25 protein-coding genes are annotated in these 26,425 nt (G+C 71.1%); 14 read left to right on the forward strand and 11 right to left on the reverse strand.

Annotation, left to right across the window (positions count from 1 at the left end; translation table 11 throughout):
- Nucleotides 1-204 precede the first annotated feature (204 nt).
- Nucleotides 205-1,197, forward strand: coding sequence for a porphobilinogen synthase (hemB, locus tag AB0A69_RS29045; RefSeq protein WP_361428197.1), 993 nt, complete (start codon nucleotides 205-207; stop codon nucleotides 1,195-1,197).
- 278 nt (nucleotides 1,198-1,475) lie between these two features.
- Entirely contained in the window at nucleotides 1,476-2,768 is a 1,293-nt protein-coding gene (locus tag AB0A69_RS29050; RefSeq protein ID WP_361428199.1) for a hypothetical protein, read from the forward strand.
- A gap of 91 nt (nucleotides 2,769-2,859) precedes the next feature.
- On the opposite strand, the gene argS is transcribed toward AB0A69_RS29050, so the two are convergent.
- A complete protein-coding gene (gene argS, locus AB0A69_RS29055) occupies nucleotides 2,860-4,626 on the reverse strand; it encodes an arginine--tRNA ligase (protein WP_361428201.1) in 1,767 nt (588 codons plus the stop codon).
- Nucleotides 4,627-4,842: 216 nt separating this feature from the next.
- On the opposite strand from argS, the gene lysS reads away from it, so the two are divergent.
- Nucleotides 4,843-6,609 carry a lysine--tRNA ligase gene (gene lysS, locus AB0A69_RS29060; protein ID WP_361428202.1) on the forward strand — a complete coding sequence of 589 codons (1,767 nt, stop codon included), beginning with the start codon at nucleotides 4,843-4,845 and terminating at the stop codon, nucleotides 6,607-6,609.
- A gap of 84 nt (nucleotides 6,610-6,693) precedes the next feature.
- On the opposite strand, the gene AB0A69_RS29065 is transcribed toward lysS, so the two are convergent.
- The 3 genes from AB0A69_RS29065 to AB0A69_RS29075 form a co-directional block, all read right to left on the reverse strand.
- Complete coding sequence (locus AB0A69_RS29065) at nucleotides 6,694-8,016, reverse strand: DUF2637 domain-containing protein (RefSeq protein ID WP_361428204.1); 1,323 nt, start codon at nucleotides 8,014-8,016, stop codon at nucleotides 6,694-6,696.
- Between the two features lie 118 nt (nucleotides 8,017-8,134).
- Nucleotides 8,135-8,872: a DUF3558 domain-containing protein gene (locus tag AB0A69_RS29070; protein ID WP_361428206.1), complete on the reverse strand. Its 738-nt coding sequence runs from the start codon at nucleotides 8,870-8,872 to the stop codon at nucleotides 8,135-8,137.
- 132 nt (nucleotides 8,873-9,004) lie between these two features.
- Complete coding sequence (locus AB0A69_RS29075; protein WP_361428208.1) at nucleotides 9,005-9,856, reverse strand: DUF3558 domain-containing protein; 852 nt, start codon at nucleotides 9,854-9,856, stop codon at nucleotides 9,005-9,007.
- 175 nt (nucleotides 9,857-10,031) lie between these two features.
- Here AB0A69_RS29075 and AB0A69_RS29080 point away from each other — a divergent pair, with 175 nt between their 5' ends.
- Nucleotides 10,032-11,225, forward strand: a complete 1,194-nt coding sequence (locus AB0A69_RS29080; RefSeq protein WP_361428210.1) for an RtcB family protein — start codon at nucleotides 10,032-10,034, stop codon at nucleotides 11,223-11,225.
- Between the two features lie 75 nt (nucleotides 11,226-11,300).
- Here the strand turns inward: AB0A69_RS29080 and AB0A69_RS29085 are convergent, their stop codons facing one another.
- Complete coding sequence (locus tag AB0A69_RS29085; protein ID WP_361428212.1) at nucleotides 11,301-12,071, reverse strand: SDR family NAD(P)-dependent oxidoreductase; 771 nt, start codon at nucleotides 12,069-12,071, stop codon at nucleotides 11,301-11,303.
- Nucleotides 12,072-12,143: 72 nt separating this feature from the next.
- Complete coding sequence (locus AB0A69_RS29090) at nucleotides 12,144-12,479, reverse strand: YnfA family protein (protein WP_361428214.1); 336 nt, start codon at nucleotides 12,477-12,479, stop codon at nucleotides 12,144-12,146.
- Nucleotides 12,480-12,520: 41 nt separating this feature from the next.
- Here AB0A69_RS29090 and AB0A69_RS29095 point away from each other — a divergent pair, with 41 nt between their 5' ends.
- Nucleotides 12,521-13,033 (forward strand): hypothetical protein, encoded by a 513-nt coding sequence (locus tag AB0A69_RS29095; protein ID WP_361428215.1) that lies wholly within the window; start codon nucleotides 12,521-12,523, stop codon nucleotides 13,031-13,033.
- Nucleotide 13,034: 1 nt separating this feature from the next.
- On the opposite strand, the gene AB0A69_RS29100 is transcribed toward AB0A69_RS29095, so the two are convergent.
- Entirely contained in the window at nucleotides 13,035-14,459 is a 1,425-nt protein-coding gene (locus AB0A69_RS29100) for an FAD-dependent oxidoreductase (RefSeq protein WP_361428217.1), read from the reverse strand.
- A 121-nt stretch (nucleotides 14,460-14,580) separates the two neighbouring features.
- Between AB0A69_RS29100 and AB0A69_RS29105 the strand changes: the two genes are divergently transcribed.
- Entirely contained in the window at nucleotides 14,581-15,168 is a 588-nt protein-coding gene (locus AB0A69_RS29105; protein ID WP_361428219.1) for a TetR family transcriptional regulator, read from the forward strand.
- Between the two features lie 32 nt (nucleotides 15,169-15,200).
- Here the strand turns inward: AB0A69_RS29105 and AB0A69_RS29110 are convergent, their stop codons facing one another.
- From AB0A69_RS29110 to AB0A69_RS29120, 3 genes are all read right to left on the reverse strand, one after another.
- On the reverse strand, nucleotides 15,201-15,935 hold the full coding sequence (locus AB0A69_RS29110; RefSeq protein WP_361428221.1) for a Mut7-C RNAse domain-containing protein: 735 nt from the start codon (nucleotides 15,933-15,935) through the stop codon (nucleotides 15,201-15,203).
- 118 nt (nucleotides 15,936-16,053) lie between these two features.
- Nucleotides 16,054-16,608: a GNAT family N-acetyltransferase gene (locus tag AB0A69_RS29115; RefSeq protein WP_361428223.1), complete on the reverse strand. Its 555-nt coding sequence runs from the start codon at nucleotides 16,606-16,608 to the stop codon at nucleotides 16,054-16,056.
- A 22-nt stretch (nucleotides 16,609-16,630) separates the two neighbouring features.
- Entirely contained in the window at nucleotides 16,631-17,290 is a 660-nt protein-coding gene (locus AB0A69_RS29120; RefSeq protein ID WP_361428225.1) for a hypothetical protein, read from the reverse strand.
- 316 nt (nucleotides 17,291-17,606) lie between these two features.
- On the opposite strand from AB0A69_RS29120, the gene hemL reads away from it, so the two are divergent.
- From hemL to AB0A69_RS29160, 8 genes are all read left to right on the forward strand, one after another.
- Nucleotides 17,607-18,914, forward strand: coding sequence for a glutamate-1-semialdehyde 2,1-aminomutase (gene hemL, locus AB0A69_RS29125; protein WP_355362735.1), 1,308 nt, complete (start codon nucleotides 17,607-17,609; stop codon nucleotides 18,912-18,914).
- Nucleotides 18,911-19,627, forward strand: coding sequence for a histidine phosphatase family protein (locus AB0A69_RS29130; protein ID WP_361428227.1), 717 nt, complete (start codon nucleotides 18,911-18,913; stop codon nucleotides 19,625-19,627). The genes hemL and AB0A69_RS29130 overlap by 4 nt, the downstream gene beginning before the upstream one ends.
- A 129-nt stretch (nucleotides 19,628-19,756) precedes the next feature.
- Nucleotides 19,757-21,010, forward strand: coding sequence for a hypothetical protein (locus tag AB0A69_RS29135; RefSeq protein WP_361428229.1), 1,254 nt, complete (start codon nucleotides 19,757-19,759; stop codon nucleotides 21,008-21,010).
- 99 nt (nucleotides 21,011-21,109) lie between these two features.
- A complete protein-coding gene (locus AB0A69_RS29140) occupies nucleotides 21,110-21,715 on the forward strand; it encodes a TlpA disulfide reductase family protein (protein ID WP_361428231.1) in 606 nt (201 codons plus the stop codon).
- A 3-nt stretch (nucleotides 21,716-21,718) separates the two neighbouring features.
- Nucleotides 21,719-22,456: a cytochrome c biogenesis protein CcdA gene (locus AB0A69_RS29145; protein WP_361428233.1), complete on the forward strand. Its 738-nt coding sequence runs from the start codon at nucleotides 21,719-21,721 to the stop codon at nucleotides 22,454-22,456.
- Nucleotides 22,457-22,460: 4 nt separating this feature from the next.
- A complete protein-coding gene (locus AB0A69_RS29150) occupies nucleotides 22,461-24,230 on the forward strand; it encodes a cytochrome c biogenesis protein ResB (protein ID WP_361428235.1) in 1,770 nt (589 codons plus the stop codon).
- Nucleotides 24,227-25,306, forward strand: coding sequence for a c-type cytochrome biogenesis protein CcsB (gene ccsB / locus AB0A69_RS29155; protein WP_361428237.1), 1,080 nt, complete (start codon nucleotides 24,227-24,229; stop codon nucleotides 25,304-25,306). The genes AB0A69_RS29150 and ccsB overlap by 4 nt, the downstream gene beginning before the upstream one ends.
- Nucleotides 25,307-25,343: 37 nt before the next feature.
- Nucleotides 25,344-25,856 carry an SRPBCC domain-containing protein gene (locus tag AB0A69_RS29160; RefSeq protein WP_361428239.1) on the forward strand — a complete coding sequence of 171 codons (513 nt, stop codon included), beginning with the start codon at nucleotides 25,344-25,346 and terminating at the stop codon, nucleotides 25,854-25,856.
- Between the two features lie 87 nt (nucleotides 25,857-25,943).
- Here the strand turns inward: AB0A69_RS29160 and AB0A69_RS29165 are convergent, their stop codons facing one another.
- The gene (locus AB0A69_RS29165) at nucleotides 25,944-26,339 is read right to left on the reverse strand and encodes a PLD nuclease N-terminal domain-containing protein (RefSeq protein WP_361428241.1); all 396 of its coding nucleotides are present in this window, start codon (nucleotides 26,337-26,339) and stop codon (nucleotides 25,944-25,946) included.
- Between the last annotated feature and the right edge of the window lie 86 nt (nucleotides 26,340-26,425).

Consider the following 26,425-nt stretch of genomic DNA (forward strand, 5'->3'; position numbering starts at 1 on the left):
CGGGCCCGGCCGTCGGCGTTGGCGGGCGTACGCGTGGTGCGTACGCGCCGCCTGGGCGGGCGGGGGCGGTACGGGGTGGAGGCCCGGTGGAGCGGGGCCGGTCGTCCGGCGTGGGGCATCGGGGCGGGGGCTGCCCGGGTGGGGGCGCGTGCGACCGGCGGGCTGTCGGCAAAAGCGCCCCCGGGGCGGGCGTAGCGTGGACGCATGACTGTGTACGGATCCTTTCCCGGTGCGCGGCCGCGGCGGCTGCGGACGACTCCCGTCATGCGGCGGATGGTCGCGGAGACGCGGCTGCATCCGGCCGATCTGATCCTGCCCGCGTTCGTACGCGAGGGCGTCACCGAGCCGGTGCCGATCGGGGCCATGCCCGGCGTCGTCCAGCACACACGGGACACGCTGAGGAAGGCCGCCGTGGAGGCGGCCGCGGCCGGGGTCTCCGGGATCATGCTGTTCGGCGTGCCGGAGGAGTCCAAGAAGGACGGGCTCGGCACCGCCGGGACCGACCCGGACGGCATCCTCCAGGTCGCCATCCGGGACGTGCGCGCCGAGGTCGGGGACGACCTGGTGATCATGTCGGACCTCTGCCTGGACGAGTACACCGACCACGGCCACTGCGGCGTCCTGGACGCGGACGGGCGCGTCGACAACGACGCGACGCTGGAGCGGTACGCCGAGATGGCGCAGGTCCAGGCGGACGCGGGCGTCCACGTGGTCGGCCCCAGCGGGATGATGGACGGTCAGGTCGGGGTGGTCCGCGACGCGCTGGACACCATCGGCAAGGAGGACGTGGCGATCCTCGCGTACACCGCGAAGTACTCGTCGGCCTTCTACGGGCCCTTCCGGGAGGCCGTCGGCTCGTCGCTGCGCGGCGACCGCAAGACGTACCAGCAGGACCCGGCGAACGTCCGCGAGTCCCTGCGGGAGTTGGCGCTCGACCTCGAAGAGGGCGCCGACATGGTGATGGTCAAGCCGGCCGGGCCGTACCTCGACGTCCTCGCGAAGGTGGCGGACGCGGTGGACGTGCCGGTCACGGCGTACCAGATCAGCGGTGAGTACGCGATGGTCGAGGCCGCCGCGGAGAAGGGCTGGATCGACCGCGACAAGGCGATCCTGGAGACCCTCACCGGCATTCGCCGGGCGGGCGCGCAGATGATCCTCACCTACTGGGCGACGGAGGTCGCGCAGCGGCTCCGGTAGGCGGGCCGCGCGGTCTTCCCGTGCCGCCGACCGCCCGTGTGAGACGGGTGGTCGGCGGCTTTTTCGTGCGTGCGCGGGCGGCCCCGAGGCCCCAAGGGGACAGGGCCCGTTCCGTCCAGCCGATCTCTCTTCCGGGCCGCTTCCCGGGCCGCGAGAGTACGTGATGTCACCGGGCGCCACACCCGAACAAGCCACACCAGCTGCACCTGCAGGGCAGCTGTTGCCGGCCGAGGTGTGTATCCCGCGCCCCGTCCTCACGACTCCGCAGGAGAGAGACCATGAAGCTCAGCCACGCCTTCCGCCGCTCGGGAGCCGCGCTCGCCATCAGCGCGATGTCCCTCGGCCTGGTCACCACGGTCGGCTCCGGTACGGCCGCGGCCGCCGCCAGCTGCGGTGGGGACGTGTCGGTCTACGGCATCCTCCCGGACGGCCGGCTCACCTACACGGCGATAGCCCCGAACACCGGCGACCGGGTGAAGACCCTCGTCGGCGCCGAGCTGGGCTTCACGCCGAAGGCGATGGCCACGCTGAACTTCAACACGGTCCTGGTCACCTCGACCGCCGGTGAGCTGTACCGCGTCGACATCCAGACCAACAACACCTCGCTCGGCATCGCCGGCGTCACCAAGATCTGGGACGGCGGCTGGACCTTCGACAAGCTGACGTACGACGGCGCCGGGCGCCTCTACGGCACGGTCAACGGCGACCTGCACCGCTACATCGTCACCGAGGCCAAGCCGTCCGGCCCGGCCCACATCGGCCAGCACGAGGTCATCGGCTCGGGCTTCGTCCTGAAGACGCTCGCCGCCTCCGGCAAGGACCGGCTCATCGCCTCGACCGCCGACGGCCGGCTGCTCGGCTACAAGGTCAACGGGGTGGGCGACTGGGTCTCGTCCCAGCTGAAGGCGAGCGGCTGGTCCGCGGTCGACTCGCTCGTCTCGCCCGGCGGCGGCCTCTTCTACGGCCGTACCAACGGCGGCATGTACTGGTACCACGACGCGACCCCGTACGACGGCGACGGCAGCGACATCGCGTACCACACCGACGATCCGGTGGACGCGTCCGGCTGGACCCAGAGCCTGCTCTCCGCCTTCGGCGGCGACTGCTCGTACGTGACGCCGAGCTCCACCGCCAACGGCCAGATCACGCGCAGCGAGGTCATGTCGCGGGCCAAGAACTGGTACGACCGGAACATCCAGTACAGCCAGAGCACCAACATGGCCGACTGGGAGTACGGCCCGACGACGGACGTGAAGTACCGCACGGACTGCTCCGGCTTCGTCTCCATGGCCTGGCACCTGCAGGACTCGCTGACGACCTACAGCCTGCCGACCGTCGCCACGCAGATCTCCAAGAGCGACCTCCAGCCGGGCGACATCCTCAACTACAAGACGCACCACGTCGTCCTCTTCGCGGGCTGGAAGGACAAGGCCGCCGGCACCTTCTACTACTACTCCGAGGGCAGCCCGAGCACGGACATGAACTACTCGACGGCCGACATCAACAGCGGCACGATCGACAGCCACGCGTACAGCAACTACGTGGCCCTGCGCTACAACAAGATCGTCTGAGGGGCGTGAAGCGCGCCGAAGCCCCCGCCGGTGTCCGGCGGGGGCTTCGGCCGTGGGCTGATCGGGCCGCGAGGCCGCGAGGCCGCAGGGGTCAGAGCCGCTCGGGCGTGCGGATGCCGAGCAGCGCCATGCCCTGGTGCAGGGTGCGGGCGGTCAGGTCGACGAGGAAGAGCCGGTTCTCCACGACCTCCGGCGCGTTCTCGTCGCTGATCACCTGGCACTGGTCGTAGAACGTGGTCAGGTGCGAGGCCAGCTGGTAGAGGTACGCCGCCAGCTTGTGCGGCTCGTACGACGCGGCGACCTCCGTCAGGACCTCCCCGAACTGGTCCAGGTGCAGGCCCAGCGCCCGCTCCGCCGGGGCGAGCGGCAGCTCGGGGTGGGCGGCCGGCTGGGTGTCGCCCGCCTTGCGGATGATCGACTTGATGCGGGCGTACGCGTACTGGAGGTAGACGGACGTGTCGCCGTTGAGCGACACCATCTGGTCCAGGTCGAACTTGTAGTCGCGGGACGCGGAGGTCGACAGGTCGGCGTACTTCACGGCGCCGATGCCCACGTACCGGCCGTTCTCGACGATCTCCTGCTCGCTCAGGCCCACCTTCCCGGCCTTCTCGCGGACCACGGCGGTGGCGCGGTCGATCGCCTCGTCGAGCAGGTCGACCAGCCGGACCGTCTCGCCCTCACGGGTCTTGAACGGCTTGCCGTCCTTGCCCAGGACCGTGCCGAAGGCGAGCTGCACGGCGTGCACCCGGTCGTTCAGCCAGCCGGCGCGGCGCGCGGTCTCGAAGACCATCTTGAAGTGCAGCGACTGGCGGGCGTCCACGACGTACACCAGGGTGTCCGCGCCCAGCTTCTGGACGCGGTCGCGGATCGCGGAGAGGTCGGTGGCGGCGTAGCCGTACCCGCCGTTGGACTTCTTCACGATCAGCGGTACGGGGTTGCCGTCGGGGCCCTTGACGTCGTCGAAGAACACGCACAGCGCGCCCTCGGAGCGGACCGCGACGCCGGACTCCTCCAGCAGGTGGCAGGTCTCCTCGAGCATGTCGTTGTACCCGGACTCGCCGACCACGTCCGGGTCCTTGATGTCCATGTCCAGCTTGTTGAAGACGGAGTAGAAGTAGATCTTCGACTCGTCGACGAACCGCTGCCACAGGGCGAGGGTCTCCTCGTCCCCGGACTGGAGCGCCACGACCCGGTCGCGGGAGCGGGCCTTGAACTCCTCGTCGGAGTCGAACAGCGCCCGGGCCGCCTTGTAGAGGCGGTTGAGGTTGGACATGGCCTCCTCGCCGGAGACCGCGGAGTCCTTGTGGTCCAGCTCGTGCGGGTGCTCGATCAGGTACTGGATGAGCATGCCGAACTGGGTGCCCCAGTCGCCGATGTGGTGGCGGCGGATCACCTTCTCGCCCGCGAACTCCAGGATCTTGACCACGGCGTCACCGATGACCGCCGAGCGCAGGTGGCCGACGTGCATCTCCTTGGCCACGTTCGGCTGGGCGTAGTCGATGACCGTCGTGCCCGGCTCGTCGCGGTACGGGACGCCGAGGCGGTCGTCGGCGGCGCGGGCCGCCAGCGTCTCGGCGATCGCCCGGTCCGTGATCGTGATGTTGAGGAAGCCGGGGCCCGAGACCTCGATGTCCTGGATCACGTCGTCGGCCGGGATCGCCTCGACGACCTTGGCCGCCAGCTCACGCGGGTTGCCCTTGACCTGCTTGGCCAGGGCCAGGATGCCGTTGGCCTGGAAGTCCGCCCGGTCGCTTCGTCGCAGCAGGGGGTCGCGGGAGCCGGCCTCCGGCAGGGCTGCCGAAAGGGCGTCCGCGAGGCGCTGCTGCACGGTCGAAGCGAGGGAAGGGACCGAGGCCATGAGCTTCCGTTTCTGTCTTGATCGCTGTGCTGTCGTCCGGGGTGTATTCCGGTTGTCAAGTGTCCCACGGGTGCGCAAGCTCTTATCCACCGCTGTCCACAGCCGTCCCAGCGCTGTCGTACCGGCGGGTGCGGGCTGTGGACAACCTCGGACCGCGCCGTCGGCGTCTGGGAGAATGGCTTACGCCAGCCTTCGAAACCCCAAGCATTCAAGGACGTGCCGATCGTGGCTCAGAGCAGCACCGAGACCGACTGGGTCTCCCGTTTCGCGGACGAGGTCATCGCCGAGTCGGAGCGACGTGCGCCTGGCAAACCGGTCGTGGTCGCCTCGGGCCTGTCGCCGTCCGGCCCCATCCACCTGGGCAACCTCCGCGAGGTCATGACCCCGCACCTGGTCGCCGACGAGATCCGGCGCCGGGGGTACGAGGTGCGCCACCTGATCTCCTGGGACGACTACGACCGCTACCGCAAGGTGCCGGCCGGTGTCCCCGGCGTCGACGAGTCGTGGGCCGAGCACATCGGCAAGCCGCTGACCTCGGTCCCCGCCCCCGCCGGCTCGCCGTACGCGAACTGGGCCGAGCACTTCAAGGCCGCCATGGTCGAGTCGCTCGCCGAGCTGGGCGTCGAGTTCGACGGCATCAGCCAGACCGAGCAGTACACGGCGGGTGTGTACCGCGAGCAGATCCTGCACGCGATGAAGCACCGCGCCGCGATCGACGCGATCCTGGACCGCTACCGGACCAAGGACAAGGCCACCGGCCAGCCGAAGAAGCAGGGCCAGAAGCCGCAGCAGCAGAAGCAGCAGAAGCCGGTCGACGAGGCCGAGCTGGAGGCCGCCGAGGGCTCCGGCGCGGCGAGCGAGGACGACGGCTCCGGCGGCGCCGGCGGGTACTTCCCGTACAAGCCGTACTGCGGGCAGTGCGGCAAGGACCTCACCACCGTCACCGCGTACGACGACGAGTCGACCGAGATGACCTACGGCTGCGTCTGCGGCTTCTCCGAGACGGTGAAGCTGAGCGAGTTCAACCGCGGCAAGCTGGTCTGGAAGGTCGACTGGCCGATGCGCTGGGCGTACGAGGGCGTGATCTTCGAGCCCAGCGGCGTCGACCACTCCTCGCCCGGCTCGTCCTTCGTGGTCGGCGGGCAGATCGTGCGCGAGGTCTTCGACGGCGTCCAGCCGATCGGCCCGATGTACGCGTTCGTCGGCATCTCCGGCATGGCGAAGATGTCGTCCTCGAAGGGCGGCGTGCCGACCCCGGCCGACGCCCTGAAGATCATGGAGGCGCCGCTGCTGCGCTGGCTGTACGCGCGCCGCAAGCCCAACCAGGCCTTCAAGATCGCCTTCGACCAGGAGATCCAGCGGCTGTACGACGAGTGGGACAAGCTGGAGGCCAAGGTCGCCGACGGCAGCGTCCTGCCCGCCGACGCCGCCGCCCACTCGCGCGCCGTGCGCACGGCCGCCGGCGAGCTGCCGCGCACCCCGCGCCCGCTGCCGTACCGCACGCTCGCCTCGGTCGTCGACATCACCGCCGGGCACGACGAGCAGACGCTGCGCATCCTGAGCGAGCTCGACCCGTCCCGGCCGCTGGCCTCCCTGGACGAGGTGCGCCCCCGGCTGGACCGCGCGGAGAACTGGATCTCCACGCACGTCCCGGCCGACCAGCGCACCATCGTCCGCTCCGAGCCCGACACCGAGCTGCTCGGCTCGCTGGACGACGAGGGGCGCGAGTCGCTGCGGCTGCTGCTGGAGGGCCTGGACAGCCACTGGTCGCTGGACGGGCTGACCACGCTGGTGTACGGCGTGCCGAAGGTGATGGCGGGGCTGGACCCGGAGGCCAAGCCGACGCCGGAGCTGAAGGTCGCCCAGCGCACCTTCTTCGCGCTGCTGTACCGGCTGCTCGTCAGCCGCGACACCGGGCCGCGGCTGCCCACGCTGCTGCTGGCCGTCGGCGCGGACCGGGTGCGCAAGCTGCTGGGCGCGTGAGGACGTAGCCACCCACGCACAACGACGAGGCCCCCCACCGGGAGGTGGGGGGCCTCGTCCATGCCATGGGCTACGCGGTGTCGTTCACGCGATGTGCTCGGACGTCAGCTCCGCCTGGTAGCGCTCCTTGAACCCCGGCAGCATGCGGCGCAGGAGGACGGCGCTGAGCGGGTGCCGGATGCCGTGGCCGTCGGCGAGGTGTATGTCGAGGACCTCGGCGCTCGGCCAGACGTTGTTCTCGTCGACGTACTGCTTGAAGACCGGGTACGCGGCGTGCCGGAACTCCTCGGAGTCCGGCTCGGGGATCTCGCCCTGCGGCGGCGGCTCCTCGTCGTACGCCGGGTCGTAGGCCCCCTCGTACGCGGTCGGCGGCAGCTGCGGGGCGGCGAACCAGGGGCTGTGGTGGTTGGCCGGGAGCTGGGGCTGCGGCTGGGGTTCCGGCTCCGGCTGGTGTTGTGCCTCCGGCTGCGCCTGCGGCTCGGTTTCGTCGGGGTGCTGGGCCGGGAGCTCCTGGGCCGGGGCGCCCGGGGCGGGGGCATCCGGGGAGGGGGCGTCGCCCTGCCGGGCCTGCTCCAGGCGGGGCGGGCGCTGCCGCTGCTCGGGGATCACGGCCCGCTCCTGGGCCGGAGGCTGCACCTGCGGGAGCTCGGCGGCGGGGGCCGCCGGGATCTGCTGCCGGTCGCGGGCCGGGGTGGAGGCCGGGGTCGGGTTCGGCGGCAGCAGGACCGGCTCGATGCCCGCAGCAGCCAGGCCCGCCGGCGCGGTCTCGGCGAGCGGCACACCGTACTTCGCCAGCCGCAGCGGCATCAGCGCCTCGACCGGCGCCTTGCGGCGCCAGGCCCGGCCGTACCGGGCCTGGAGGCGCGCCTGGTAGATCAGCCGGTCCTGCTCCAACTTGATGACCTGCTCGTACGAGCGCAGCTCCCACAGCTTCATCCGGCGCCAGAGCCGGAAGGTGGGCACCGGCGAGAGCAGCCAGCGGGTGAGCCGTACGCCCTCCATGTGCTTGTCGGCCGTGATGTCGGCGATCCGGCCGACCGCGTGCCGCGCCGCCTCGACGGCGACGACGAAGAGGACCGGGATCACCGCGTGCATGCCCACGCCGAGCGGGTCGGGCCAGGCGGCCGCGCCGTTGAAGGCGATCGTCGCGGCGGTCAGCAGCCACGCCGTCTGCCGCAGCAGCGGGAACGGGATGCGGATCCACGTGAGGAGCAGGTCCAGGGCGAGCAGCACGCAGATGCCCGCGTCGATGCCGATGGGGAAGAAGTACGAGAAGTCGCCGAAGCCCTTCTGGAACGCGAGCTCGCGCACCGCCGCGTACGAGCCCGCGAAACCGATGCCGGCGATGACCACCGCACCGGCGATGACGACACCTATCAGCATCCGGTGCGTCCGTGTCAGCTGCATCGCGGCCACCCGCGATCCCCTCCCCGCAGTCGAGATCTGGCGGGCACAGCCTGGCACACGTGTACGGGGTCCGGCCCCCGGGGGAGGGCCGGACTCCGCATAGCGCCCGTGCGGGCGGCTACTTGTTGGCGGTGGCGATCGCGGCCACGGCCTCCTTCGACGCCTTGACCGCGTCCTCCATCAGGGCCTCCACATCGGGGGTCTCGGCGCCCGCGTACCCGGCGCCGTTGTAGGAGAGGACGACGACGGCGTTCTCCGTACGGGTCACGATGACCGCGTTCTTGAAGTCCTCGTCGGTCTTCTTCAGGCCGTAGCTGAAGGCCTTCGACTCGTCGCCGACGCCCGTGGCGGTCGAGGCGTGCAGACCGGTGGCGCCCTCGGTCGCCTGGACCTTGGCGACCTCCTTGGCGAAGCTCTCCTGGGCGCGCTTCTCGCCGCTGCCGAGCGTGGGGTCGGAGTCGTAGCGCAGGAGGGAGATGTCGAGCCAGCGGTAGTTGGAGCCCTTGATGCCCTTGTCCTCCAGGCCGTTCCAGGAGCAGCTGCCGCGGCTGGCGATGTCGTTGGACTTTCCGGGCGTACCGGTCTTGACCTTCGCCTCCGGGACCATCTCCGCGACCGTCTTCGCCGCGATGGCCTTGCAGGCGTCGGGCAGCTTGGTGAAGACGGCGGGCTCGACCTTCGGCGTGGTCTCCTTCGCGGCGCCGGACGCGGCGCTGGACGAGGCGGCGGACGGGGGCGTCTGCTTCTCGGGCTCGCCCTTGCCGTCGGAGTCCGAGGAGCAGCCGGCGACGACGAGCATCACCGGTACGGCTGCGCAGGCGAGTATGCGGGTGAGTCGCGGGGCTGATCGGTGCATGGTTCCTTCAGTCGCTTGTCGTACGGTCGTCCGGCAGTTCCGACACGGTAGCCCGAGTCGTACGTGTACGGGCGAGGCACAAGAGAGGCGCGGGTGCCGCGCGGAGCCGGGGCGGGGTCGGCGTGCGGGTGGCTACTCGTCGAACTTCTCGGCGAGCTTGCGGGCCAGTCCCTGTGCCTTTTCCTGCAGTTCCTTGCTGTCGGGCACCTCGGTGATGCGGCCGGGCTGTTCGCCGTACCGGATGGTGACGATCACGTTCGATGTGCGGAACACCACGCTGACGGTGCGGTGCTGGGCGGTCGAACCGGCGCGGGTGAGGACGTCGTCGAGGAACGCCGCGTCGCCGAGGTCGGTCAGGACGCGCGGCTCCAGGCCCTCGGGAGTGGTGCCGGGGCTGGCGGCCGGGACGGCGGCGACGCTCGGGGCGGGCGCGGCGGCGCTCGGGGCGGGGCCTCCGGTGGCCGGCGGCCGGCTGGCGGGAGAGGCCGGGGACGCGGGCGGGCTGGGGGTGCCGGGGGTGGGGGCGACCGCCAGTCCCGCAGCGGTCTGCTTGCCCTCGTAGACCTGCTGGGCGCGGTCGTCGTCGCTGACGGTCGGGTCGTACGAGACGACGCGCTCGAAGTCCAGGGTGAGCTGGTGCGAGGCGTCCGGCCCGTCCGCCTTCCAACTGCACCCGGCGCGGCGGTCGGTGTCGTACGTGACGGCCGAGGTACCGCGGTAGACGCGCTCGCGCTGCTCCTGGGGGAGGAAGTCGACGCCGGGGAGCAGGTCCCTGAGCGTGGACCGCTCGATGGAACCGCAGGGTTCGAGGAGCGTGCGGTACTTGCCGGGTTCGGCGGCCGCCGCGGCGGGGCCCCCGGCCTTGGAGTCGATGGCGGAACCGGAGCCGCCGGAGCCGGCGGTGCAGCCGGTCAGGCCGGTGACGCCGGCGGTGACCGCCGCGAGAAGTGCGGCCAGGCCGGGTGCGTACGCCCTTCGCTGCACGGTCCGGGGTCCTTTCGCTCGGGTGCCTGCCATCCGAAAACTTGTTGCCGCCCGACGCCGACGGGTGGACACAATGTCTATCGCACGCGCTGCCGTCGATGCTGGTCCGCTGTCGCATACGCGGATGTTGGCGCCGGTTTTTGCGTTTTCAGACTTTTCGGGGGATCGAGGAAGTATGTCTTTTGTAGAGGTGCCCGGGGCGAAGGTCCCGATCCGGATGTGGACGGACCCGGCGGCGGTCGAGGACGTCGCGATGCAGCAGCTGCGGAACGTCGCCACGCTCCCGTGGATCAAGGGCCTCGCCGTGATGCCGGACGTGCACTACGGCAAGGGTGCGACGGTCGGCTCGGTCATCGCGATGCGGGGGGCGGTCTGCCCGGCCGCGGTGGGTGTGGACATCGGCTGCGGCATGTCCGCGGTGAAGACGTCCCTGACGGCGAACGACCTGCCGGGCGACCTGTCGCGGCTGCGCTCGAAGATCGAGCAGGCCATCCCGGTGGGCCGCGCGATGCACGACGAGGCGGTCGACCCGGCCAGGCTGCACGGCTTCCCGGCGGCGGGGTGGGACGACTTCTGGGCCCGGTTCGGTGGGGTGGCGGAAGCGGTCAAGTTCCGTCAGGACCGGGCGGTGAAGCAGATGGGAACGCTCGGAGGGGGCAACCACTTCTGGGAACTGTGTCTCGACACCGACGGTTCCGTCTGGATCATGCTGCACTCCGGGTCCCGGAACATCGGCAAGGAACTTGCGGACTTCCATATCGGAGTGGCGAGGGATCTGCCGCACAACCAGGGCCTGGTCGACCGGGACCTGGCGGTGTTCATCTCGGAGACGCCGCAGATGGCGGCCTACCGGAATGATCTTTTCTGGGCGCAGGAGTACGCGAAGTACAACCGCGCCATCATGATGGCCATCTCGCAGGACGTCGTGCGGCGCGAGTTCAAGAAGGCCAAGGTCACCTTCGATCCGGTCATCTCCTGCCACCACAACTATGTGGCGGAGGAGCGATACGACGGAATGGACCTGCTGGTCACGCGGAAGGGCGCCATCCGGGCGGGCTCCGGCGAGTACGGGATCATCCCCGGCTCGATGGGCACCGGCTCCTACATCGTGAAGGGGCTCGGGAACGCCGCGTCCTTCAACTCCGCCTCGCACGGCGCCGGCCGCAAGATGAGCCGCAACGCCGCGAAGAGGCGCTTCTCCACGCGGGACCTGGAGGAGCAGACGCGCGGTGTGGAGTGCCGCAAGGACGCCGGTGTGGTCGACGAGATCCCGGGCGCCTACAAGCCGATCGAGAAGGTCATCGACCAGCAGCGCGACCTCGTCGAGGTGGTCGCGAAGCTGAAGCAGGTGGTGTGCGTGAAGGGCTGAGGCGGAGGAGACACCTCGGCTCTGGGTGAGGGCCCCGGCGGGTTGGCGCCGGGGCCTTCGCATGTCCCGCCGGGTCTACTGCTCGCGGTGGACCTTGGTGTTGGAGGCCTGGGCGCGCGGGCGGACCACCAGGAGGTCGATGTTGACGTGGGCGGGGCGGGTGACGGCCCAGGTGATGGTGTCGGCGACGTCGTCGGCGGAGAGCGGGTCGGGGACGCCCGCGTAGACCTTGGCCGCCTTCTCGGTGTCGCCGCGGAAGCGGGTCGTGGCGAACTCGTCGGTCTTCACCATGCCGGGGGCGATCTCGATCACGCGGACCGGGGTGCCGACGATTTCGAGGCGGAGGGTCTCGGCGAGGACGCGGGCGCCGTTCTTGGCGGCGACGTAGCCGCCGCCGCCCTCGTAGGTGGCGTGGCCGGCGGTGGAGGAGACGATCACCACCGTGCCGGCGCCGCCGGCGGTGAGGGCGGGGAGCAGGGCCTGGGTCATGTTGAGGGCGCCGATGACGTTGACCTCGAACATCTGGCGCCAGTCGGCGGGGTCGCCGGTGGCGACGGGGTCCGCGCCGAGTGCGCCGCCCGCGTTGTTGACGAGGACGTCGCAGCGCTCGAGGCCGGCGGCGAAGGCGTCGACGGCCGGGCGGTCGGTGACGTCCAGGGCGTATGCCGTGGCCTGGTGGCCGGCGGCGGTGAGTTCGGCGGCCAGGGTCTCGATGCGGTCCTTGCGGCGCGCGGTGAGCACGACGTGGTGGCCGGCCGCGGCGAGCTGCCGTGCGGTGGCGGCGCCGATACCGCTGCTGGCTCCGGTGACGACGGCGACGGGCGCGGTGGGGGTGGCGGCGGTCATGGGCTTCTCCTCGCGCGGCTGATCGAAAGGGTGGTCGATACGCGGTCAGGATAGGTGCGGGTCTGGTGCCGGTCAGTGGCCGCGCGGTGTGTACATGATCACGGCCATACCGGCGAGGCAGATCAGCGCGCCGGTCACGTCCCAGCGGTCGGGCCGGTAGCCGTCGGCCACCATGCCCCACGCGATCGAGCCGGCCACGAACACGCCGCCGTACGCGGCGAGGATCCGGCCGAAGTCGCCCTGCGGCTGGAGCGTGGCGACGAAGCCGTACGCGCCGAGGGCGAGCACGCCGGCGCCGATCCAGAGCCAGCCGCGGTGCTCGCGGACGCCCTGCCAGACGAGCCAGGCGCCGCCGATCTCGCAGAGGGCGGCCAGAACGAAGAGGGCGGCGGAGCGGGCGATGAGCATGGCGTCAGCGTAGAGGGCGGGATAATCGGTACCTTCTGGACATGGTTGCGAGGGGCAAGGCTGGACTGGTGGTGTCGGTCGTGACGGTGCTGGCGGCGGTGGCCGCCTCGGACGCGGGCGCGGGGGCGGCCGCCGGTGCCCCCGCCGCCGGCGCCACCGGGGCGATCGCCCCCGAGGCGGATGTCGCCCACCACGGGCATGTCTCGCTCGACGGTGACCGGCTGGAGGTGCTGATGGCGAGTCAGAACCACGGCCCGTCCGGCGTGCCGACCACGACCGTGCGCCTGGCCTTCTCGGTGCCGTTGGCCGGTGGGCCGCCGCTGCCGCCCAACTGCCTGTGGGGCGGGGACCGGGAGGTGCTGTGCTCCACCGGCCCGCTGCGCGCGGACGGCCCGGCCCGCGACACCGTGCTGGACCTGCGCACGGCCGGCGCCCCGCACGAGGTGACGGTACGGGTGGCCACCGAGTGGAACGGCGGCGCGACCGACCGGAACCCCGGGAACAACGACCATCAGGTGCTGGTCCCCGCGACGGGCGACTGGTACGTCTTCTGAGTCAGCTCCCGCTTCCGGCCCAGGCGATGTAGCCGTCGGGGCGGATGAGGAGTGTGTCCCGGCGGGCGGCGTTGGTCCAGCTCGCCCGTATGACCCGGCCCGGCGCGGCGGGCACGTCCGGTGCGGCGGCCCCGCCCCGCGGGGCGACGAGGACGAACGCTCCCTCCCGCAGCAGTTCGTAGAGCCGGCCCTCCGTCAGGGCGAGGTCGGGGGCGCGCCGACCGGTGAGGCGGTGGGCGCCGCGCCCGGCGCCGTACGCGATGCCGATGCCGCTGATCATGCGCATCGCCTTGGCGGCCGCGGGAGGGAACCGGTTGAGCAGCCCGGTGCCGAGGGCGCGGGCCGCCAGCGTGGGCGCGGTGTGGACCATGGCCAGGCGGATGAGCGCGCCGCTGCTGCGCAGCACCGTCGTGCCGACGGGGTGGCGCTCGTCGTGGTAGCTGTCGAGCAGGGCCTCGGGCTCCGGGGCCTCGCCGCGCAGCACGGCGGCGAGCTTCCAGGAGAGGTTGGCGGCGTCCTGGAGGCCGGTGTTCATGCCCTGGCCGCCGGCGGGGGAGTGGACGTGCGCGGCGTCACCGGCGAGGAAGACCCGCCCCTTGCGGTACTCCGGGACCTGGCGTTCGTCGCTGTGGAAGCGGGAGAGCCAGCGGGGGTCGTGCATCCCGAAGTCGGTGCCGAGGGCGGTGCGGGTGAGGGTGCGGATCTCGTCGAAGTCGACGGGCTCGCTGTCGGGCGACTGGCGGTGGCGGCTCCAGCCGCCCACCCGGTACCAGCCGTCACCGAAGGGCACGACGAAGGCGAAGGCGTCAGGGGTGCCGCTCGCCGTGAGCGCACTGCCCGGCTCCTCGGTGAGCCGGACGTCGGCGAGCACGACGGAGCGGATCACCGACTCGCCGGGGAACGGCACGCCGAGTCCGTCGCGGACGGCGCTGCGCACGCCGTCCGCGCCCACGAGATAGCGGGCGTGGAGCTCGCCGGGCGCGCCGTCGGGGCCGGTGACCTCGACGGTGACGGAGTCGGCGTCCTGGCGCAGGCCCCGCAGCTCCGTTTCGTACCGGAAGTGCACGCCGGCGGAGGCGGCGCGGCGCTCCAGCAGCTGCTCGACCTCGTACTGGGGCGTGATCAGCACGAAGGGGAAGCGGGAGCGCAGCCGGGAGAGGTCGAGCGACAGCTTGCTGAAGAGGTTCATCCGGGTGAGGGGAGTGCCCCGCTTCACCAGTTCGTCCGCGAGGTCGCGGGCGTCGAGCAGCTCCAGCGTCCGGGCGTGCACGGCGAAGGCGCGTGCGAGGTTGCTGGTCTCGTGGGGGCGGCGCTCGACGAGTGCCACCTCCAGGCCCGCGGCGGCGAGGTCGCCGGCGAGCAGTAGTCCCGTGGGTCCCGCGCCCACGACGATGACGTCGAACTCCGTGCCCGGCGTGCCAGTCATGGCTGCCTCCTGCCCGTGGAATGCCAACGGATGTTGGTCAACGATTGTTGGTCAACGCTCGTTGGCAAATGTATGCCCGCGCTGATGGCGCGTCAACACCTGTTGGCCTACAGTTGTTGGCATGAAGATCGAAGCCCCCGCCGACCCCCCGAGTGCCCCCCGCCGCTCGGACGCCACCCGCGCCGCGATCCTCCACGCCGCCCGCGAGCGGTTCGCGACCGACGGGTACGAGCGCGCCACCATCCGCGCCATCGCCCGCGACGCGGGCATCGACCCGTCGATGGTGATGCGCTACTACGGCAACAAGGAGGGGCTCTTCGCGGCCGCCTGCGCGGTCGACCTGCGCATTCCGGAGGTCGGGGCGCTGCCCACCAAGCACGTCGGCGCGGTCCTCGCCGCCCACTTCTTCGACCGGTGGGAGCAGGACGAGGTGCTCACGGCCGTGCTCCGGGTCGCCGTCACCAACGCCGCGGGCGCCGAGCGGATACGCGCGATGTTTCCGGCGCAGCTGGGCCCGGTCGTGGCCGGCATCTGCCCCGATCCGGCCGACGCCCCGCGCCGCGCGGCCCTGGTGGCCTCGCAGTTCCTCGGCATGGCGCTGGCCCGCTACGTGCTGCACCTGCCGCCCGCCGTCGAGATGTCGCGGGACGAGGTGATCGCCTGGCTGGCGCCGACGGTTCAGCGGTACCTGACGGCCGAGTCCCCCTGACGCGACCGGCCGTGGGCGCAGTCTCACCGCGCCTACGCGGCCGCGCCGCCGAACTCGCGCAGGGCGTTCTCGACGATCGCCTCCAGGCGGGCGTGGTGGGCGCCGCGCCAGTACACCCGCCGGCACGCCGTGCACTGCGCGAACACGTCGTACGAGCGCTGCGTGCCCTGCTCCAGCTGCTCGCGCACCGCGTCCTTGTCCGCGTCCGTCAGCGTGCCGTTGCAGGCGGTGCACCGCGTCCACGGCGCGAGCCGCGGCGCGAAGCGCTCCAGGACGTCGCGGAGCTGGTCGTCGGGCTGGTCGCTGTAGACGTACGCCCCGGCCCAGAGCTCGCGGCGGCGCAGCAGCCCCCGGTCACGCGAGAGCATCACGCGCCGCTCCCGCGCCGACCAGGTGGCCAGCGCCGCGTCGCCGATGTCCTCGCTCTCGTACGCCGCGTCCACGCCGAGCAGCCGCAGCCGGCGCGCCAGCGTGCCGAGATGCACGTCGAGCAGGAACCGCAGCGGGGCGCCCGGCACCGGCTGCGGGCGCTCGCGCCCCAGCACCTCGACGTGTTCGCCGTGGGCCGGGATGTGCGCGGTGGAGACCGCGCGCCCGTCCACCAGCAGCCTGCCCGCCTCGGTCAGCGGTACGCCGAGCGACTCGACGACGTGCCCGAGCGTCGAGGCGCCGTCCGTGACCACGGAGGTGCGGCCCGCGCGGCGGGGCGCCGAGACGAACAGCCCCAGTTCGGGGGCGAAGCTGATGTGGATCTCCGGTCCGTTCACGCGGCCAGCATGCCACCGGGGGCTCCGCGCCAGCCAGGCCATTTCGCCCGCCCCACCGGAAGGCACCCCACCGGAAGGCACCCCACCGGAAGGCGCCCCACCGGAAGGCGCCGCCCCGTCATGCGCCCCGCTGCGGGAGGTCCGGTCCGAGGTCCGGCCCGAGGTCCAGGCGCCAGTCGTTGCTCCGCAGCGGGCGGCCCGGCGGGTACTCGTCGTCGTACGCCCCGAGCAGCTCGAAGCCCGCCTTCCGGCACACCGCGTTCGAGGCGGCGTTGTCCACGGCGGGAAAGGCGTGCAGATACCGGTGCTTGCGCGCCGCCCGCGCCTCCTGGAGGACGGCGGCCGTCGCGGCCGTGGCGATCCCGCGCCCCTGGAAGGGCGTCAGCACCACCCACCCCGTCTCGTACACCCGGGCGCCGTTCCAGGCCCGCTCCCAGTAGCCGATCACGCCCACGGGCACCTCGTCCGGCAGCAGCACGATCCGGAACATCCGCCCCGTCCCCGAGCGGTCCGCGCTGAGGTCGACGTACCGCTGGTGGCGCCTGATCAGCAGGTCCTCGGGCTCCGGACCTCCCAGGTGGGCCATCATCTCCGGCGTGTTGGCGGCCCGCAGCAGCGCGAAGCCGTCCTCGGACCACGGCTCGAGGCGGACGCGTACGGTCTGCGCGCTCATCGGGCCGAGCCCCGGGCCCCGCCTACGGCCACACCAGGCAGTACGGCTGGTGCCCCGCCTCGTGGAGGCGTACCGAGAAGTCCTGCCATTCGTGGAGCAGCTGGTACACGTCGAACGCGTCCCGCGGTCCGCCGCGGTCGGGGACCGTCGACCATATGAAGGCCGCCGCGCCCACGGTCTCCTCGCCGATGCCGCGCAGGGGGTCGACCACCGTCGTCGGAAGCTTCACCACGGCGTAGTCCGGGTGCAGGACCACGAGCTCCAGGGGCGGGACCTTGTGCAGCGGCATGCCCTGGATGCCGGTGAGGACCATCGCGGCTATCGTCTCGGGCTTGATCTTGGTGAACATGCCGCCCATGCCGAGCTCGTCGCCGCCGAGCTCCTCGGGCCGCATCGAGATCGGGACGCGCGCGGCGGTGGCGCCGTTGGGCGCGCCGAAGTACTTGTACGTCACCCCCATGCCCCGGCCACTCCCGCCTCCCAGAGGAACGCTCCCCATGTGCTCGTGCCCCAGGGGGTTCCCGGAGGTCTGTTCCCCGGAAGACCGGGAAGGCTGGTTCCCGGAGGACCGGGAGGGCTGGTTCCCCGGGGGATTGTCCCGTTCTCGCCGGTGCTTCCCCCGCCGGGCGGGCTCAGGACCCAGGTCGTCGGTCCCTTCACCCAGTCCGCCACCGCGATGCATATCTCCACCCGACTGCTTTTAGGTAACACGGCCCCAACCGCGCAACCCGATCATCGTGACAGTGACCTCCCCCACGCGCGTGCGGTGAAACACCTGTCCGCAAGAACGTCCGGGCCTCTGACACCATGGTTTCCGTGAGCTTTCCCAATGACGCCCCAGTTTCGCAGACGCGGAGCCCTGCCGCCCGGTCGTAAAACAAGGTCATCGGCAAGATCCGCAACAAGATCATCAACAGATTGTCAACAGATCGTCGCCGTCCGGCGGCCATGCCCGCGCATTGCCGCCCCTCCACTCGTTCTCGCAGGTCAGGACCAAAGTGCCGTATTCATACGAAGCCCCAGTCTCACAGACGCTTTTCGACCGCGCGTCCCTCGTGACGCCCGGCGGCGTGAACTCTCCCGTGCGCGCCTTCCGCGCGGTGGGCGGAACGCCCCGGTTCATGGTGTCCGGTACGGGTCCGTACCTCACTGACGCGGACGGGCGCGAGTACGTCGACCTCGTCTGCTCGTGGGGGCCGATGATCCTCGGTCACGCGCACCCCGAGGTGATCGCCGCCGTGCAGGAGGCCGTCGCGCGCGGAACCTCCTTCGGTACGCCGGGTGAGGGCGAGGTCGCGCTCGCCGAGGAGATCGTGGCCCGGGTCGAGCCGGTCGAGCAGGTGCGGCTCGTGTCGTCGGGCACCGAGGCCACGATGTCCGCGATCCGGCTCGCCCGCGGCTTCACCGGCCGCGCCAAGGTCGTCAAGTTCGCCGGGTGCTACCACGGGCACGTGGACGCGCTGCTGGCCGCGGCCGGCTCCGGCGTCGCGACCTTCGGGCTGCCCGACACGCCCGGCGTCACCGGTGCGCAGGCCGGCGACACCATCGTCCTGCCGTACAACGACCTCGACGCCGTACGCCAGGCCTTCGCCGCGCACCCCGGCGAGATCGCCTGTGTGATCACCGAGGCGTCGCCGGGCAACATGGGTGTCGTCCCGCCCCGCGACGGCTTCAACGCCGGGCTGAAGGAGCTGTGCGCGGCCAACGGCGCGCTGTACATCTCCGACGAGGTCATGACCGGTTTCCGCACCTCGAAGGCCGGCTGGTACGGCGTCGACGGCGTGGTCCCCGACCTGATGACGTTCGGCAAGGTCATGGGCGGCGGCTTCCCGGCCGCGGCGTTCGGCGGCCGCGCCGACGTGATGGCGCACCTGGCGCCCGCCGGGCCCGTCTACCAGGCCGGCACCCTCTCCGGGAACCCGATCGCCACGGCCGCCGGGCTCGCGCAGCTGCGGCTGCTCGACGACGCGGCGTACGAGAAGGTCAACGCGGTCTCGCGCGAGATCCAGGCGCTGGTGACGGACGCGCTGAGCAAGGAGGGCGTGGCCCACCGGCTGCAGACCGCGAGCAACATGTTCTCCGTCTTCTTCACCGACGCCGAGGTCGTGAACTACGACGACGCGAAGAAGCAGGAGGCGTTCCGCTTCACCGCGTTCTTCCACTCGATGCTGGCGCAGGGCGTCTACCTGCCGCCGTCCGCCTTCGAGTCGTGGTTCGTCTCCACGGCGCACGACGAGCGCGCCGTCGAGCGGATCGCCGCCGCGCTGCCGGCCGCGGCCCGCGCCGCCGCGGAGGCGACGGCATGACCACGCGGCAGGGCGGAGGCGCGGGCGGCGGCGACATCACCGTCGTCCACCTGATGCGCCACGGCGAGGTGCACAACCCTGACGGCATCCTGTACGGGCGCCGCGCCGGCTACCACCTCTCCGAGCTCGGCCGGAAGATGGCCGACCGGGTCGCCGAGCACCTGGCGGAGCGCGACATCACCCATGTCGTGGCCTCGCCGCTGGAGCGCGCCCAGGAGACGGCCCAGCCCATCGCCGCCTCGCACGGCCTGGAGCTGGCCACCGACGAGCGGCTCATCGAGGCGGGGAACGTCTTCGAGGGCAAGACCTTCGGTGTGGGCGACGGCGCGCTGCGCAGGCCGGCCAACTGGAGGCACCTGACCAACCCGTTCCGGCCGTCCTGGGGCGAGCCGTACATCGACCAGGTCGTACGGATGATGGGCGCGCTGAACGCGGCACGTGACGCGGCCCGCGGGCACGAGGCGGTGTGCGTCAGCCACCAGCTGCCGATCTGGATCGTGCGCAGCTTCGTCGAGCGGCGCCGGCTGTGGCACGACCCGCGGCGGCGGCAGTGCACGCTCGCGTCCCTGACCACCTTCACGTACCAGGGCGACAAGATCGTCTCGGTGGGCTACAGCGAGCCGGCCCGCGATCTCGTCCCGGCGCACCTGCTGGCCGGTGCGAAGCCGGTGAAGGGCAAGGACAAGGGCGCGTCCAAGGCCTTCGGCGCGTAACTTCCCTGTCACAGAGCAGATTATGTGATTAATTCGGGAACCCGGGCGCTCCCCACCGCATCTCTCCCCTTGTCGGACCGGTCGTGACTTTCCGGTCGAAAAGCAGGCGCGAATGCGGATGGGGACGAGATGCGCGGGATCAGCCGAAGGGGTTTGCTGGGAGCCGGAGTTGGGGCCGCGGCCGCGATCGGAATCGCGGGCTGCGGCCCCGGTGGCGGTAACGACGGTACGGGCAAAGGCGGCGCACAGCCCGGCGGCGCCGGCGCGAACACCGGTAAGCCCGACGCCGGCGGCGCGCCGAAGGGACGGCTGATAGGCGACGGCTCCACCTCCGACACCGGTAAGCAGCCGAACCAGCCCGACAAGCCCGTCCCCCTGGAGCCCGGTCAGACCCCGCCCCAGTTCGTGGTCTTCTCCTGGGACGGCGCCGGAGAGGTCGGCAACGGCCTCTTCCCCCGCTTCCTCGAACTGGCCAAGGACCACGGCGCGGCCATGACCTTCTTCCTCTCCGGGCTCTATCTCCTCCCGGAATCGAAGAAGACCCTCTACCGCCCGCCGAACAACCCCGTCGGCGCCTCCGACATCGGTTACCTCACCGATGACCACATCAAGGAGACGCTGAAATACGTCCGCCAGGCCTGGCTCGACGGACACGAGATAGGCACCCACTTCAACGGGCATTTCTGTGCGGGCTCCGGTTCGGTCGGCAAATGGACCCCGGCGCAGTGGCAGAGCGAGATCGACCAGGCCGTGAAATTCGTCACCGAATGGAAGACGAACAGCGGCTGGACGACCCTCGATCCGCTGCCCTTCGACTACCGCAAGGAACTCGTCGGCGCCCGCACCCCCTGCCTCCTCGGCCAGGACAACCTGCTGCCCACGGCGAAGAAGCTCGGCTGGCGCTACGACGCCAGCTCGCCCGGCGGCCGCCAGAAGTGGCCCGTCAAGCGCCAGGGCATCTGGGACCTGCCGCTGCAGCAGGTGCCGTTCCCCGGCCGCGCCTTCGAGGTCCTGTCCATGGACTACAACATGCTCGCCAACCAGTCGCAGAACACGACCAAGGGCAACCCGGCCCGCTATCCCGACTGGAAGAAGCAGGCCACGGAGGCGTACCTCGCCGGATTCCGGCGCGCCTACGAATCGAATCGCGCGCCCTTCTTCATCGGCAACCACTTCGAGCAGTGGAACGGCGGCATCTACATGGACGCCGTCGAAGAAGCGCTCAAGGGCATGGCCGGAAAGAAGGACGTCAGGCTGGTCTCCTTCAAGCAGTTCACCGACTGGCTCGACGTCCAGGACCCGAAGATCCTCGACAAGCTCCGCACGCTGGAGGTCGGGCAATCGCCGACGGGTGGCTGGAACACCTTCCTCAAGGCCGCTTAGACCGCCCTGACATCGGGCTTTACGGTCACCGGAGAACTGCGGAGGGAGTACGGAGGGGGGCGCGGAAGATCCCCGGAAGGCCCATGCGAAACTTTTCACATGACCTTTAGCCGCGCTCCTCGAAGCATCACGCTCGCCGCCGGCACCCTGGCGGCCGCGCTCGCGCTGACCGCGTGCACCAGTGGCACCAAGGGCGTCTCCGGCGGCGGCGGCGACACCAACTTCGTCGCCGGAAACGGCGGCATCCTGACGGTCCCCAAGAGTGAGCGCAAGGCCGTGGGCACGATGGCCGGCAAGACCCTGCAGGGTGCGCCGCTCGACGTCGCCGACCTCAAGGGCAAGGTCGTCGTCCTCAACGTCTGGGGCTCCTGGTGCGGGCCCTGCCGCACCGAGGCCCCGCACCTCAACAAGGTCTCCGAAGACCTCAAGGCGCGGGGCGTGGAATTCGTCGGGCTCAACACGCGTGACATCAGCCCGCAGCCGGCCGTCAAGTTCGAGCAGGACAACGGCATCACGTACCCGAGCCTGCACGACCCGGCCGGCGAGATCATCCTCAACGGCTTCCCCAAGGGCACGCTTCCGCCCCAGGCCATCCCCTCCACCGTCGTGCTCGACCGCGAGGGCAAGATCGCCGCACGCGTGCTCAAGGCCGTGAGCGAGGAACAGCTCCGCTCGATGATCGACCCGGTCCTCGCGGAGAAGTAACCCATGAACGAGACGGTATTCAGCGGGGCCCTCCTGCTCGCCCTGCCCATCGCGGTGCTCGGCGGGCTGGTCTCCTTCTTCTCGCCCTGCGTCCTGCCGCTCGTACCCGGCTACCTCTCGTACGTGACCGGCGTCACCGGCACCGACCTCGCCGAGGCCCGCCGGGGCCGGATGGCCGCCGGCGCCGCCCTCTTCGTCCTCGGCTTCACCGCCGTCTTCGTCTCCGGCGGCGCCCTCTTCGGCTACTTCGGCTGGACCCTGCAGCAGCACCGCCAGACGCTGACCGTCATCCTCGGCGTGCTGATGATCCTCATGGGCGTCTTCTTCATGGGGCTCCTGCCGTGGTTCACGCAGCGCGAGTTCCGCTTCCACAAGCGGCCGGTGACCGGTCTCGTCGGGGCGCCGGTGCTCGGCGCGCTGTTCGGCATCGGCTGGACGCCGTGCATCGGCCCGACGCTCGCGTCCGTCACCGCCCTCGCCGCCGACCAGGCCAGCGCGGGGCGCGGGGCGCTGCTGACGTTCGCGTACTGCCTCGGTCTCGGTGTGCCGTTCGTGCTCGCCGCGGTCGCGTTCCGCAAGGCGCTCGGCGCGTTCGCCTGGGTGAAGCGGCACTATGCGTGGGTGATGCGCATCGGCGGCGGGATGATGATCCTGACCGGCCTGCTGCTCCTCACAGGCGCGTGGGACATCCTCGTGCAGCACATGCAGGTCTGGTCCAGCGGTTTCCAGGTGGGGATCTAGTTCCATGAGCAAGGCAGCAGAGACGACGGACGCGGCCGAGTCGGCACGGACGGCCGGGGCGGCGGCGGAGGCCGACGCGGACGCCGCGGCCGGGGCGCACCTGTCGACGGCGCCCGCCGAGGACTCCGCGGAGTCCGGCGGGCCGGCCGACGGGCTCACCGGCGGCCCCACCCTCGGCGTGTTCGGCTGGGTCCGCTGGTTCTGGCGCCAGCTGACCTCCATGCGGGTCGCGCTGATCCTGCTCTTCCTGCTGTCGCTCGGCGCCATCCCGGGCTCGCTCATCCCGCAGAACAGCGCCGACGAGCTGAAGGTCCGCACCTTCAAGGAAGCCCACGAGACGCTCGCGCCGATCTACGACCGGCTCCAGCTCTTCGACGTCTACAGCTCGGTGTGGTTCTCGGCGATCTACATCCTGCTGTTCGTCTCGCTCATCGGCTGCATCGTCCCCCGCAGCTGGCAGTTCGTCGGCCAGCTGCGCAGCCGCCCGCCGGCCGCCCCCCGCCGCCTCACCCGCATGCCCGCGTACGCCACCTGGCGCACCGAGGCCGCGCCCGAGGACGTACGCGAGGCGGCGCTCGCGCTGCTGAAGAGGCGGCGCTTCCGCGCCCACACCGCCGGGGACGCGGTCGCCGCCGAGAAGGGCTACCTCCGCGAGGCCGGCAACCTCCTCTTCCACGTGGCGCTCATCGTCATGCTGGTGGCCTTCGCCGCCGGACAGCTCTTCAAGTCCGAGGGCGGCAAGCTCATCGTCGAGGGCGACGGCTTCTCGAACATCCTCCCGCAGTACGACGACTTCAAGTCGGGCTCGCTCTTCGACACCGACGAACTGGCGCGGTTCAGCTTCAAGCTGGACCGGTTCACCGGCACGTACGAGACGAGCGGCCCGCAGCGCGGCACCCCCCGCACCTTCGAGGCCGACGTCACGTACGGCAGGGCGGGCGAGGAGAAGAGGAAGGGCGTCATCCGGGTCAACGAGCCGCTGGAGGTCGACGGCTCGAAGGTCTATCTGATCTCGCACGGGTACGCGCCGGTCGTCACGGTCCGCGACGGCAAGGGCGAGGTCGTCTACCAGGGCGCCGTTCCGCTGCTCCCCATCGACAACAACGTCACCTCCACCGGCGTCCTCAAGGTGATGGACGGCTACAAGGACGCGAACGGCAAGAAGGTCCAGCTCGGCTTCCCGCTCTTCTTCGTCCCGACGTACGCGGGCAAGGGCAGCGGCCAGATGTTCAGCCAGTTCCCCGGCCTGGTCTTCCCGGCGCTCAACATCAGCGCCTACCACGGCGACCTGCGCGTCGACAGCGGCCTGCCGCAGAACGTGTACCAGCTGGACACCGGCAAGATGACCCCGTTCAAGGACGCGAACGGCGAGATCTACAAGAAGACCCTGCGGCCCGGCGAGCGCATGGAGCTGCCGGGCGGGGCCGGCTCGGTCACCTTCGAGAAGGGGATCAAGGAGTGGGCCAGCTTCCAGATCTCCCAGCAGCCCGGCAACGGTCTCGCCCTCGCCGGAGCCATCGCCGCCATCGCCGGACTGGTCGGCTCCCTCTTCATCCAGCGCCGCCGTGTGTGGGTCCGGGCGGTCCGCGGTGACGACGGCGTGACCGTCGTCGAGCTGGCGGGGCTCGGCCGCAGCGAGTCCGCGAAGCTTCCCGAGGAACTGGCCGACCTGGCCGCCACCCTCCACTCCCAGGCACCGACCGCGCCCGCGCCCACCCCTGCGCCCGCACCCGAGGCCGAGGCCGACCACGCCGACGAAAGGGCTGAGAAGTGAATCTCGCCGCCGCGACCAACGAGAGCCTGGCGGAGCTGAGCAATCTGCTCATCTACTCCTCCATGGCCGTCTACACCCTGGCCTTCCTCGCGCACATCGCCGAGTGGGTCCTCGGCAGCCGCAGCAAGGTCGGCCGTACGGCGGCGGCCCTGACGGAGTCCTCGGCGGGCGCGCCGGTGCGGGTCCAGGTCACGCGGCAGGGCGGCGGCACCGCCGTCCTGGACAAGCCGCAGGTCGTCACCCGCGCCGCCGCCGGCGCCCGTGAGGTACCCGACGGCCCGGGCGCGGCCGGTGGCGACGAGAAGGGCGACCTCTACGGGCGGATCGCCGTCTCCCTCACCACGCTCGCCTTCCTCATCGAGGCCGCCGGGGTCGTCACCCGTGCGCTGTCCGTGGAGCGGGCGCCCTGGGGCAACATGTACGAGTTCTCCACCACCTTCTCGACGGTGGCGGTCGGCGCGTACCTCGGCTTCCTCCTCGCGAAGAAGAACGTCCGCTGGATGGGCCTGCCGCTGGTCACCACCGTGCTGATCGACCTCGGCATCGCCACCACCTGGCTCTACACCGAGAGCGACCAGCTGGTCCCGGCCCTGCACTCGTACTGGCTGTGGATCCACGTCTCCACCGCCATCTTCTGCGGCGCCGTCCTGTACCTCGGCGCGGTCGCCACGCTGCTCTACCTCTTCCGTGACGGCTACGAGGCCAAGCTGGCGGCCGGCGGCACGCCGAGCGCCTTCGCCCGCTCGGTGCTGGAGCGGCTGCCGGCGGCCGCGAGCCTGGACAAGTTCGCGTACCGCGTCAACGCGGCGATCTTCCCGCTGTGGACCTTCACGATCATCGCGGGCGCGATCTGGGCCGGCGACGCGTGGGGCCGCTACTGGGGCTGGGACGCCAAGGAGGTCTGGTCCTTCATCACGTGGGTCGGGTACGCCGCGTACCTGCACGCCCGCGCGACGGCCGGCTGGAAGGGCCGCAAGGCCGCGTACATCGCGCTGATCGCCTTCGCGTGCTTCCTCTTCAACTACTACGGCGTCAACATCTTCGTGAGCAGCAAGCACTCCTACGCAGGCGTGTGAGGTAGCGCGGGCCCGGCGCCCGCGCGAGGCTGGAGGTATGGCTGATCCCATACCTCCCGGTACGAGTGAGACTCACGGCGACACCCACACCGTGCGGTTCACGGTTCCGCTGCCGCACCCCGTGGAGCGCGTCTGGCCGGCCATCTCCACCCCCGGCGGCCTGCGCGGATGGCTGGCCGAGCCCAAAGCGCTGGAGCCGCACCTCGGCGGCACGGCCATCCTGCGCTGGCCCACCAGCGACACCGTCGCCACCGGCACGGTCACCGCGTGGGACGTCGAGCGCATCGTGGAGTACACGCTCGACGTGTACGGCCGCGTCCGCCTGCACCTGGAGCGGGGCGGCGCGCCCGACACGACCGTGCTGCGGTTCCTGAACGAGTTCCGGGGCACGGACGACCGGCGTCTCGACCGCCTGGCCGGCTGGCACGACCGCTTCGAGTACCTCGTCGACGCGCTGGACGGCAAGCCGGCCGACTGGCCCTCCTGGTCGCGCGAGCGCTGGCAGGACCTGCGCAGCCGGTACGAGGCCCGCGACTTCGGCGCGACCTAGGGCCTGATCCGAAAGACAGGCCTTGGATCAGCTGCACCCGGCGATGCCGGGCCGGGTAACGCACGCAGGGGACTTCGGTGACGGCCTTCAGGACTTCTTCGGGTCGTCGCCCTCGTCCTGCTCGCCCTTCTTGAGCTCCTCCTCGCGGCGGCGCAGGTCGGCCTCCCAGTCCTTCAGGAGGGCTTCGTCCTTTTTGTTCTCGTCGCGCAGGGACTTCAGGAACTCGGGGTTGTCGTCGGGGGCGACCCACTGGGTGCGGTGGTTCCGGTGCCACTCGGAGGGGGTGCGTCCGCCGGCCGGGGCGTGGCGCATCTTTCCGGCGGCGAACCAGACGATGGGGCCGACGATCCAGAAGAGCAGGATGATGAAGATCCAGGCCACCTTGGGGAGGTGCTTCGCCTCGTCCTCCGGCGTGTTCAGGCAGTCGATGAACGCGTAGATCGTCAACGCCAGCGGCAGGATGTACAGCAGTGCCCTGAGCATGGGGGACAGCTCCCTGGAAGCATCGGAGGGCCGGTTTCGACAGCCCCGGTGACAGGCCCAGAGTAGCCGGTGACCGATACTTGACC

The organism is Streptomyces sp. NPDC045431, from assembly GCF_040646655.1.
GTDB lineage: Bacteria > Actinomycetota > Actinomycetes > Streptomycetales > Streptomycetaceae > Streptomyces.

Coding starts and splice junctions, on each gene's coding strand:
- AB0A69_RS29065 (WP_361428204.1), bottom strand. CDS start 8,016: ATGCAGCTGACACGGACGCACCGGATGCTGATAGGTGTCGTCATCGCC.
- AB0A69_RS29150 (WP_361428235.1), top strand. CDS start 22,461: ATGAGCAAGGCAGCAGAGACGACGGACGCGGCCGAGTCGGCACGGACG.
- AB0A69_RS29135 (WP_361428229.1), top strand. CDS start 19,757: ATGCGCGGGATCAGCCGAAGGGGTTTGCTGGGAGCCGGAGTTGGGGCC.
- AB0A69_RS29080 (WP_361428210.1), top strand. CDS start 10,032: ATGTCTTTTGTAGAGGTGCCCGGGGCGAAGGTCCCGATCCGGATGTGG.
- AB0A69_RS29165 (WP_361428241.1), bottom strand. CDS start 26,339: ATGCTCAGGGCACTGCTGTACATCCTGCCGCTGGCGTTGACGATCTAC.
- AB0A69_RS29140 (WP_361428231.1), top strand. CDS start 21,110: ATGACCTTTAGCCGCGCTCCTCGAAGCATCACGCTCGCCGCCGGCACC.
- AB0A69_RS29090 (WP_361428214.1), bottom strand. CDS start 12,479: ATGCTCATCGCCCGCTCCGCCGCCCTCTTCGTTCTGGCCGCCCTCTGC.
- hemB (WP_361428197.1), top strand. CDS start 205: ATGACTGTGTACGGATCCTTTCCCGGTGCGCGGCCGCGGCGGCTGCGG.
- AB0A69_RS29085 (WP_361428212.1), bottom strand. CDS start 12,071: ATGACCGCCGCCACCCCCACCGCGCCCGTCGCCGTCGTCACCGGAGCC.
- AB0A69_RS29095 (WP_361428215.1), top strand. CDS start 12,521: ATGGTTGCGAGGGGCAAGGCTGGACTGGTGGTGTCGGTCGTGACGGTG.
- AB0A69_RS29100 (WP_361428217.1), bottom strand. CDS start 14,459: ATGACTGGCACGCCGGGCACGGAGTTCGACGTCATCGTCGTGGGCGCG.
- AB0A69_RS29105 (WP_361428219.1), top strand. CDS start 14,581: ATGAAGATCGAAGCCCCCGCCGACCCCCCGAGTGCCCCCCGCCGCTCG.
- argS (WP_361428201.1), bottom strand. CDS start 4,626: ATGGCCTCGGTCCCTTCCCTCGCTTCGACCGTGCAGCAGCGCCTCGCG.
- AB0A69_RS29120 (WP_361428225.1), bottom strand. CDS start 17,290: ATGCATCGCGGTGGCGGACTGGGTGAAGGGACCGACGACCTGGGTCCT.
- AB0A69_RS29160 (WP_361428239.1), top strand. CDS start 25,344: ATGGCTGATCCCATACCTCCCGGTACGAGTGAGACTCACGGCGACACC.
- AB0A69_RS29145 (WP_361428233.1), top strand. CDS start 21,719: ATGAACGAGACGGTATTCAGCGGGGCCCTCCTGCTCGCCCTGCCCATC.
- AB0A69_RS29130 (WP_361428227.1), top strand. CDS start 18,911: ATGACCACGCGGCAGGGCGGAGGCGCGGGCGGCGGCGACATCACCGTC.
- AB0A69_RS29070 (WP_361428206.1), bottom strand. CDS start 8,872: ATGCACCGATCAGCCCCGCGACTCACCCGCATACTCGCCTGCGCAGCC.
- AB0A69_RS29050 (WP_361428199.1), top strand. CDS start 1,476: ATGAAGCTCAGCCACGCCTTCCGCCGCTCGGGAGCCGCGCTCGCCATC.
- AB0A69_RS29115 (WP_361428223.1), bottom strand. CDS start 16,608: ATGAGCGCGCAGACCGTACGCGTCCGCCTCGAGCCGTGGTCCGAGGAC.